Source organism: Stenotrophomonas sp. HMWF003 (assembly GCF_003061285.1).
GTDB lineage: Bacteria > Pseudomonadota > Gammaproteobacteria > Xanthomonadales > Xanthomonadaceae > Stenotrophomonas > Stenotrophomonas maltophilia_AP.
On record NZ_QAIW01000089.1, the window covers coordinates 1 to 8946 of the forward strand.

Genomic DNA, 8946 nt, shown 5'->3' on the forward strand with positions numbered 1-8946 from the left:
GCGGGGGACATGGGGAGATCCAGTGGGGGCCGATGGTTCGGATGCCGGACAGTCTGGTGGCTGGATCTTTGCGGAGTAAGCGGGGAATTCGGGAATTTCTTTTGCGCTGGAATCAATAGTCACGCTGGCCCGTTGGCCGGGGCACGTGCCGCTATCGCGACTCCGCCTGAACGAAATCCGGTGCGGAATGCAAAATTAAATTGCAATTCAAGGCCGGAAATGTAATTTAATCTTGCATGGCCAAGCGAACTCCCCCTTTGATGCCCCGTGCCCAACGCCAGCTGCGTGCGTTGGGCGAACGTCTGCGCACGGCAAGAATGCGTCGCGAGATGACCCAGGGCGACTTGGCCGCCCGGGTCGGCGTGAGCGTTCCCACCATCGGCAAGTTGGAGGCGGGGGACGTGTCCACCAGCTTTTCCACGGTGGTGCGTGTACTGACCGCACTGGGGCTGGATGGGGATATCGACGCGCTCGCGCAGGAGGATGCGCTGGGGCGCGAACTCCAGGACAGCCGCCTGCGTCGCACGGTGGGGGTGAAGAAATGAGCCGCGCCGCAGAAGACATGCCGCAGGCCACGGATGTCGAGGTGTGGCTGGATGACGCCACGCTTGGCGGCACCGCGCGCGTGGGGACACTTGCGCGCCGCCCCAGCCGGGGCGGTGACACCATCGATTTCCAGTACGCGCCCGCCTGGCTCGACAAAGCGGCTGAGGCCAAACCTTTTCAGCTGGATCCCCAATTACCGCTGCATCCCGGCCTGCACCGCGCACGTACAGGCGCCGGTGAGCTCACCGGTGCCTTTGCAGATTGTTCGCCGGATCGATGGGGCCGCAAGCTCATGGACCGTCGTGAGGTCATTGCCGCCCGCGAGCACCAACGCAAGGCACGTGTCCTGCGTGCGTGGGACTACCTGATCGGCGTCAACGACGAAAGCCGCATGGGTGCCCTGCGGTTGCGGCTTGATGATGGTCGCTTCCTCGACGCGCACGGTTTGAGTGCCCCGCCGATGACCGACCTTAGAGAGCTCGAGGCCATCGCACGCCGTATTGAACTGGGGGAAGAGGCAAAGAACGATCAGGAGCTGAAATGGATCAAGCAGCTGATCGCGCCGGGCGCATCGCTGGGTGGCGCCAGGCCCAAGGCGAGCGCACGCGATGTGGACGGCACGTTGTGGCTGGCCAAGTTTCCTTCGGCCGAGGATCGCCATGACGTTGGCAATCTGGAATGGCTCACGCACCAGCTGTCACGGGCGGCCGGCATCTGGATGCCTGAGGCCAAGCCGATGCACTTGTCCCCGTTGGGCACGACCTTTGCGGTGCAACGCTTTGACCGGCCCGCGTCCGGCGGCCGCCGGGCGTACGCGTCGGCGTTCACCGTGCTGGATGTCGATGACAGTGAGAACAGCAGTTATCTCGACATCGCGCATGCCATCGAGAACGTCGGCGTACCTGCTGCGATAAAAGACGACCTGCACCAGCTGTTTCGTCGCGTGGCCTTCAACGTGCTGATTGGCAATCGCGACGATCACCTGCGCAACCATGGCTTCCTTCGCGAGCCCAATGGGTGGCGCCTGTCGCCCGCGTTTGACATCAACCCGAACCCGGACAAGGACGTGCATGTACTGTGCATCAATGCGGATGATCCCAGCCCGGACACCCGCCTGTTGATCGGCACGCACGACTACTATCGGCTCAGCAGGCGCGCTGCCCAGGAGATCCTGGATGAGGTGCGGGCGGTTGTGCGCGGTTGGAAGACAGTAGCGACGCGTATCGGAACCGGTGTGCAGGACAACGCGGTGATGGATGCCGTGGTGGATGCTGACCGGTGATAGTCGAAGGCTGGGTTTCTGGGCTGCTGCTCAGGCGCGTCTGAGACCGTTAAGCCCCGCCACCCCGATCCAGTTGTCTGTACCCGATCGCTTCGGCCACGTGCGCCGTCCAAATCTCCTCACTGCCCTCCAGATCGGCCACCGTCCGCGCCACGCGAACAATGCAATGCATCGACCGCGCGGACAGCTGCAGCCGTTCCACCGCATCCTCCAGCAGCTGCCCGTCTGCGGTGGACAGCCGACAATGCTGCGCCAGCTCACCGGGCTGCAACTGCGCATTGGCTTTTCCACTGCGATCCAGCTGCACTTCGCGTGCCGCCGCGACCCGCGCCCGCACCGTGCTGCTGTCTTCGCCGCAAGGCGTGTCATCGCGGAGTTCGTGCGGCTCCAACCGTGGCACCTCCACATGCAGGTCGATGCGGTCCAGCAGCGGGACGGACACGCGCCCGCGATAGCGTTGGATGCCATCCACCGCGCAGCGACAGCGCCCGCTCCGGTCGCCGGCCCAGCCACTGGTGCACATGTAAAAGTAGCTACATGGACACTTGGAAAGGTTCTTATGAATCAATAATTTATTCAATCTTACTCAGTCCACTGCTGGGGAGGCTTCTGATGGACAGTCTTAGCCACATTACCGCTGCCTCGTCGGTGACTTCCCACGGGAATGGATGCCGCCTTGCATCAGGCATTGAATCGCCCAGGGTTCCGTAGACACCTCGCAGCCATAAACTATGGCTTAGGCAGAGGTGGTTATAAGCACGAAGCGGTATACCGATGAGTTCAAGGTCGAGGCGGTCAGGCAGATCGTTGAGTACGGCCGTCCGGTAGCGGAAGTTGCAGAGCGACTGGGCATGTCGATCCACCGTCTCTACGGCTGGAAGCGGCAGCACGGCAAAGGCGAGGTTGGTCGGCGTGTGGAGCAGGACCAGAACTCGGAAGTGCGCCGTCTCAAGGCGAAGCTGCGCCGAGTCACTGAAGAGCGAGACATCCTAAAAAAAGCCGCCGCGTACTTTGCAAAGGGGTAAGAGCAAAGTACGCCGACATGAAGCAACACACAGATGAGTTCGGCGTCGCCGCGATGTGCCGTATGCTTGGCGTCCACCGCAGTGGCTACTACGCCTGGCTGAAAGAGCCGGCAAGCGCTCGCGACAAAGATGATCAGCGATTGCTCGGCCTGATAAAGCACAGCTGGCTGGAAGGCGGTTCCGTGTACGGCCACCGCAAAGTGGTCACAGATCTGCGCGAACTTGGCGAGGCGTGTAGTGGTCATCGCCTCGCACGCTTGATGAAGAGCGAGGGGCTGCCGGCAGGACAACAACGCTGATCAATGAGATTGCTGCGGCCAGCGCAGAGCAGGCTGCTGGGATTGGGCAGGTGAATCAGGCAGTTGTCAGCATGGACAAGACCACACAGCAGAATGCTGCACTCGTGGAAGAAGCCACCGCCGCAGCCAGGCATCTAGAAGCGCAGTCGAAGGCGCTGGTAGGGGCAGTGTCTGACTCAAAGGTGGCCTGACGATAGGCATTGTCGAGCAACTAATCCGACAGGCGATTGGCCAGCGTGGCGCTTTTTTTACGCCACGGCGGGCGACCACCGCCAATGCAAAGTCCGACGCATGGACGTAGTTCATCGCTAGGATGCCTCCTACATGAAAGCCCACGGGCCACTGCCCGTGGGAAGCTTCTGTTACCCCGTAGGCACATCCGCTAGAGCGGATCGTCCCCCGACTTTCGCTTTGTCAGGAACTGGTAGATCCCTGACAACTCTGGCGCGGAGCGACCATCCACTATGTGTTGGTAGAGTTCGACCTGGCGGCTGAACCGCAATACCTTTGCCCCCCGATGGCTGCGCAGCGCTTCCAGATCGAATGCCCAGTCATCACCCATGGAGCGATGAATGAGCGCGGCCATTCTCTCAAGGTAGGTGGTAGCGTGTGCGCTGAGGCTATCAGGGATCCCGTTCACGAGGTCATTGCGAGGCGTAAAGACAGCGTACGTGGGGTTTTTGCGACCGGGAAACTCGTTGGCGACTCTACGACTGGTGCTGTATGCCGCGGCCAGACAAAGCAGAAATATGAATCGAACACACTCTCCACCATACTGTTGAAAAGCCGTCTTAACTTCCCTTTTTCGTCGAATTTGCCGTCTTATGTAGCCATCCTGCAAGATGCGGCTGTGTTTTACGCAAGCGTCGATATCGGTACGCCCCATCGGGCGGACCCCAGAATTCATTTCTGGCAGGCAACCACCTGACCCCATGTACTTCGAAAGCCACTTTTCGAGCCGGTATTCCACAGATCCCGCAGTACGGTGGTCACCGAAGTTACTGGGAATTTTGGTTACCTTGGCGTCGAGCAGCAACGCCAAAAGAGTTGACGCATCATCTTCCGCCGTCACCTCCAACTCGCACCAACTCCAAATCTCTTCCATGGCCCTATTGGCGGATACGGCCGCAGCAACCTGGATCGCCAGGCTGGCTCCAGCTGAGCATTCCTTTCCCTGCCGAGCGGCTTCATCGATATCGGCCTTTGTCTTCTCTGCAGCAGCTACCACCAACTCATGCACAACCTCCGGAGGTGTCGCCAGGAAGTCCGCCGCATTGTGCGCCTTCCTCCATGCTCTCTCGCCTGAGTCGTAAGCAGCCTGAAAAATTTGATCAATCTTGTAGATCGATTGGCCCAGCACAGAGTCCCCAGTCATCTCCTGAACGAAGTGCGGGCCATCCGCAGTTCCATCACCAGCCTTGCCAATATCCGCTTCGCCCGGCTGTTCAACCCACTCTAGAAGCGACCGGTAATGCTGTTCCTTCACGCTGTCGCTCAGCCCACTGCAGAGCAGACGCCGGCCCTCAAGGGCGCGCATTCCCAATTCAGTTTTTTCCTCGGACAGGAACCCGTGCGAGTACTTTCCTTGGACCTCGGTGGTGAGGTAGCCGTGGTCGTCATAGGCAGTAGTAATTTCCGGTCGGGAGGACTGAGTTGCCCGCTTCCACTGGTTGCTCCCCTTCCAAGTCCCTGATTCAACAGCCCGCTTACTGCTCATCCGCTTGAACGCCGCGTTCACCGCTTCGGCCTCTTCGGGCGAGTCGAGGATGGTCTTGTCTACTTCCTGGATGGATAGATCGGTGCCCAGAATGTCCGTCAAGTGCGTCCGCAGGCTGGCGCGGAATTCAGGGTCGACTCCAGAGCCGGGCATGATGCTGTGGCGAGCGCTCATTGCAGCGTCTCCTCGTACGTTTCCTCGTCAATAGCGACTTCATGACGCTTATTGACCACCTCAATGGCGTTAGTACGGCTCTGAAGCACACGGCGTGCCTTCAGGTGAGGGTTGTACCCCTCTTTGGCAAAGCGAACGCGGCGGAGCTCTGCAGTTGCCTGCGAGAGCGCTTCATCCGCATGATGGACCTTCCCATCACGCATCAGTTGGAGGGCGTAGGCAGCTGCGTGTGCCAGTTCACCAAACTCATCGATGGAGCGCACAGCATGGTAGGTGTCATTGCCTGCGGGATAGATGACGTCGTGGGCGTTAGGGTCTTTCGGTTCCATGTAGCAGTCCTGCGGTTGAGTTGACCCCATGATGTAGGTCGCTTCATGCGAGTACAAAAGTGAGATTCCCGGGGTCCTTTGGGCGAGCCGAACGGTCGACCGCAGTTGCCCCATCAAGAATAGAAATACATCGATTTCAATAAGATAGGCCTTTGTCAAACTGCGCACTGATCAGACTGGCGCCCCCCTCCCGGTCGGTGCACATCGATCAGTAGAGTGGAGGTTCGGCGCTTCTGGTCGCCCCGGACAACCTCAGACCCATTGAATGAGTAACCGAAGGATCGGTCCACTACATGGTAGCGGCGCGCTAGCGCTAACAGTCGCTGGTGCCGAGCCGGCTACGACGCTGCGCACCAGCAGCGTCGTAGCCCCCCTCACTGTCATCATGTCTAATCATTTGAGTGGGCAGCCATCAACGTAGCACCGCACTTGGGTATGGAAACGAAACACTGAAATGAGAGAGAGAGCACCGCCAGCTGGTCCTTATTCTTGCAACTGTAGCCGCACTCCAGGTGATCTTTGGCCTGGTCATGTACTTCACCTTTGGTGACTGGACGAAGAGCGGCGTCTTTGGCGAAACATTTGGAGCCGTGGACTCGCTTTTCTCCAGCCTGGCGTTTGGCGCCCTGATCTACACGATCATTCTTCAGTCGAAGGAGCTAAAGCTGCAACGCGAGGAACTACAGCTAACGCGCGCATAGACTGCTGATTCGGCAGCAGCCCAGAAGGATCAAGCCAGGTACACGCTGCTGACAGCACAGATCACTGCTGCAATGTCCGCCCAACAGATCTACGTGGATCACTATCTGGCTAATAAGCGGTTCCCTGGCCAGGTAGGCTTCGATCCCAACGGCATGAGGCTCCACCTTTCCGGGCTCATTGAGAGAACCGAGCATCTGGCCAAGGTAGCGGCTAATGAGACGAAGGTTTGATGGGGCACCCACATTATTTGAGTGCAGGGGACCTTGCTAGCAGCCGACCGAAGCCTTGGGCATTACACATCCTACGCGCCAGTTTGGCAGCAGTGCTATCAGGCAACACCCTCAAATTCGGGGGGGGACGTCGATGGTGATGCGGCGCTGCGGAAACTCGAACTGCGAACAGACGATGGCGGCACGCACGCGGTCGCGAGATTCGCGCACGGCGGTTCTCGGCAGGCCCACCATCTGGGTGTGTGGCAGGCCGCCGGAGAGCACTACTTCAACGCGGACTGCAAGTCGCGTTGACGATGGGCGCCGGCGCGGCTAGGGACTAGTGCGAGGATCCTGCACCGTATTCTCTGTCTCTAATATGCACCACCTGGAATAACAGGCAGGCGTCAATCAGCGGCTTCGTGCCACGAAGTCTACAGGCGCTCTGGCACTATCGATTCCTATTCATGATCGTGCAATGAATTTTGGGCAGCGTGATTCTTCGTGATGCTAAGCGATTGCGACAGCTCATCCACTCCCACCACGATCCAACTGCCGATACCCGATCGCCTCGGCCACATGCGCCGTCCGAATGTCCTCACTCCCCTCCAGGTCGGCCACCGTCCGCGCCACCCGAAGAATGCGATGCATCGATCGCGCGGACAGCTGCAATCGTTCCACCGCATCCTCAAGCAGTTGCCTGTCCGGTGTGGACAGCCGGCAGTGCTGCGCCAGCTCGCCGGGCTGCAACTGCGCATTGGCCTTCCCGCTGCGGCCCAGTTGCACTTCGCGCGCCGCCACTACCCGCGCCCGCACCGTGCTGCTGTCTTCGCCGCACGGCGTGTCATCGCGGAGTTCGTGCGGCTCCAACCGCGGCACCTCCACATGCAGGTCGATGCGGTCCAGCAGCGGGCCGGACACGCGGCCGCGATAACGTTGGATGCCATCGCCCGCGCAGCGACAGCGCCCGCTCCGGTCACCGGCCCAGCCGCAGGGGCAGGGGTTCATCGCGGCCACCAGCTGGAAGCGTGCAGGAAACGCTTCACTGCGCGAGGCGCGGGCGACCACCACCTGGCCCGACTCCAATGGCTCGCGGAGTACCTCCAACGCATGGCGGCTCCACTCGGGCAGCTCATCCAGAAACAGCACGCCGTTGTGCGCCAGCGATATCTCGCCCGGGCGCGGGAACGAGCCGCCGCCCACCAGCGACACCGCGCTGGCCGTGTGATGCGGGGATCGGTACGGGCGCTGCCGCCAACGCGCCGTGTCGATGCCTCCGCCTGTGCAGGACGCCACCGTGGCAGTCTCCAGCGCCTCCAGCTCGGTGGCGTCGGGCAGGATGCCGGGCAACCGCGAGGCCAGCAGCGTCTTGCCGCAGCCCGGCGTGCCGATCAGCAACAGGTGGTGACCACCCGCAGCGGCCACTTCCAATGCCCGTCGTGCCTGCGGTTGGCCGCGTACGTCGCGCAGGTCGGGCATGGGCAGGCTGGCGACGTCGGCAGGCAGGGCCTTGGGCAACGTGCGCTCGCCCAGCCCGGCGCATGCTTCCAGCAGCGTCCGCGCTACGCGCACATCGGCGTGCCCGGCCAGGCCGGCTTCGGCGGCGTTTTCCGGTGGCACGATCAGGGTGCGGCCAAGCCGGGCGGCGGCAAGCGCGGCAGGCAGCACGCCGTTCACCCCGCGTAGCTCACCGGTCAACGCCAGCTCGCCCAGAAATTCGTAGCGTGATAACACCTGCGTATCGATCTGCCCGCTGGCGGCGAGGATGCCCAGCGCGATGGCCAGATCGAAGCGGCCGCCTTCCTTGGGCAGGTCGGCCGGGGCCAGGTTGATGGTGATGCGGCGCTGCGGAAACTCGAACTGCGAACAGACGATGGCGGCACGCACGCGGTCGCGCGATTCGCGCACGGCGGTTTCCGGCAGGCCCACCATCTGGGTGTGCGGCAGGCCGCCGGAGAGCAGCACTTCAATGCGGACGGCGGGCGCGTTGACGCCTGCGCGGGCACGGCTGTGGACCAGCGCCAGGCTCATGCGGTTACCGGGGTTGGTTGGGGTGAGGGCGATGATGGCGGCTGCGCGCAGCCCGGTATGTAGGCGCTCGCACCGGCGTGGCGTCGGGCTTCTGCGGTCGCGGCCGTTCATGCGCTGCCGCTAGACTGGAGGTCCCCCGTGCACCGCCCGAATGTTGAACCTGATGGATATGCCCCACCGCCCCAGCCCGGTCCACCTCATCGCCATCGACATGGATGGCACCCTGCTCAACCCCGCCCACAAGCTTACGCCGCGGGTGAAGCAGGCCATTGCCGCGGCCCGCGCGCAGGGCGTGCGGGTGGTGCTGGCCAGCGGTCGGCCGGTGTCCGGGCTGGCACCGTTCCTGACCGAGCTGGGTATCGAGGGCGATGCGGAATTCTGCATCGCCTGCAATGGCGCGGTGGTGGAGAACCTCGGTAGCGGGCAGCGCGTGGTGGAGTATCCGCTGAGCTTCGAGGACTTCCTGTTCTGCGAGCGGATCGCGCGCGATCTGGGTATCCATTTCCAGGCGCTGGATGGCCGGCGCATGTACACGCCCAATCAGGACATCAGCATCTACACGGTGGCCGATTCGCACCTGTCGCACGTGCCGCTGTCGTACCGGCGGGTGGAGGACATGGACCCGGCGATGC

Annotated in this window: 7 protein-coding genes and 4 pseudogenes; 6 read left to right on the plus strand and 5 right to left on the minus strand. The window is 61.9% G+C overall.

The genetic code is table 11. From position 1 onward, the window contains the following. The first annotated feature begins 260 nt into the window (after positions 1-260). Positions 261-545 (plus strand): helix-turn-helix transcriptional regulator, encoded by a 285-nt coding sequence (locus tag DBR34_RS03560; RefSeq protein WP_128095740.1) that lies wholly within the window; start codon positions 261-263, stop codon positions 543-545. Beyond that, positions 542-1828 carry a type II toxin-antitoxin system HipA family toxin gene (locus DBR34_RS03565; protein WP_128095732.1) on the plus strand — a complete coding sequence of 429 codons (1287 nt, stop codon included), beginning with the start codon at positions 542-544 and terminating at the stop codon, positions 1826-1828. The genes DBR34_RS03560 and DBR34_RS03565 overlap by 4 nt, the downstream gene beginning before the upstream one ends. Before the next feature lie 49 nt (positions 1829-1877). Here the strand turns inward: DBR34_RS03565 and DBR34_RS03570 are convergent. After that, positions 1878-2339: pseudogene (locus tag DBR34_RS03570) on the minus strand (ATP-binding protein); the annotation flags it as partial. A 241-nt stretch (positions 2340-2580) separates the two neighbouring features. Between DBR34_RS03570 and DBR34_RS03575 the strand changes: the two are divergent. Together DBR34_RS03575 and DBR34_RS22070 are read left to right on the plus strand one after the other, a co-directional pair. Further along, positions 2581-3131, plus strand: a pseudogene (locus DBR34_RS03575) (transposase); the annotation flags it as partial. Between the two features lie 17 nt (positions 3132-3148). Then, positions 3149-3343 (plus strand): annotated as a pseudogene (locus DBR34_RS22070) (chemotaxis protein); the annotation flags it as partial. Positions 3344-3534: 191 nt separating this feature from the next. Here the strand turns inward: DBR34_RS22070 and DBR34_RS03585 are convergent. Then, on the minus strand, positions 3535-5043 hold the full coding sequence (locus tag DBR34_RS03585; protein WP_128095734.1) for a hypothetical protein: 1509 nt from the start codon (positions 5041-5043) through the stop codon (positions 3535-3537). Next, a complete protein-coding gene (locus DBR34_RS03590) occupies positions 5040-5372 on the minus strand; it encodes a hypothetical protein (RefSeq protein WP_128095735.1) in 333 nt (110 codons plus the stop codon). The genes DBR34_RS03585 and DBR34_RS03590 overlap by 4 nt, the downstream gene beginning before the upstream one ends. 530 nt (positions 5373-5902) lie before the next feature. Between DBR34_RS03590 and DBR34_RS03595 the strand changes: the two genes are divergently transcribed. Beyond that, positions 5903-6073, plus strand: coding sequence for a hypothetical protein (locus DBR34_RS03595; protein WP_258223641.1), 171 nt, complete (start codon positions 5903-5905; stop codon positions 6071-6073). A 357-nt stretch (positions 6074-6430) separates the two neighbouring features. On the opposite strand, the pseudogene DBR34_RS03600 reads toward DBR34_RS03595, so the two are convergent. After that, positions 6431-6583, minus strand: a pseudogene (locus DBR34_RS03600) (magnesium chelatase domain-containing protein); the annotation flags it as partial. Positions 6584-6811: 228 nt separating this feature from the next. Then, positions 6812-8314 (minus strand): YifB family Mg chelatase-like AAA ATPase, encoded by a 1503-nt coding sequence (locus DBR34_RS03605; protein WP_128095738.1) that lies wholly within the window; start codon positions 8312-8314, stop codon positions 6812-6814. Between the two features lie 163 nt (positions 8315-8477). Here DBR34_RS03605 and DBR34_RS03610 point away from each other — a divergent pair. Further along, a partial coding sequence (locus tag DBR34_RS03610; protein WP_128095739.1) for an HAD-IIB family hydrolase occupies positions 8478-8946 on the plus strand: 469 nt, incomplete at its 3' end.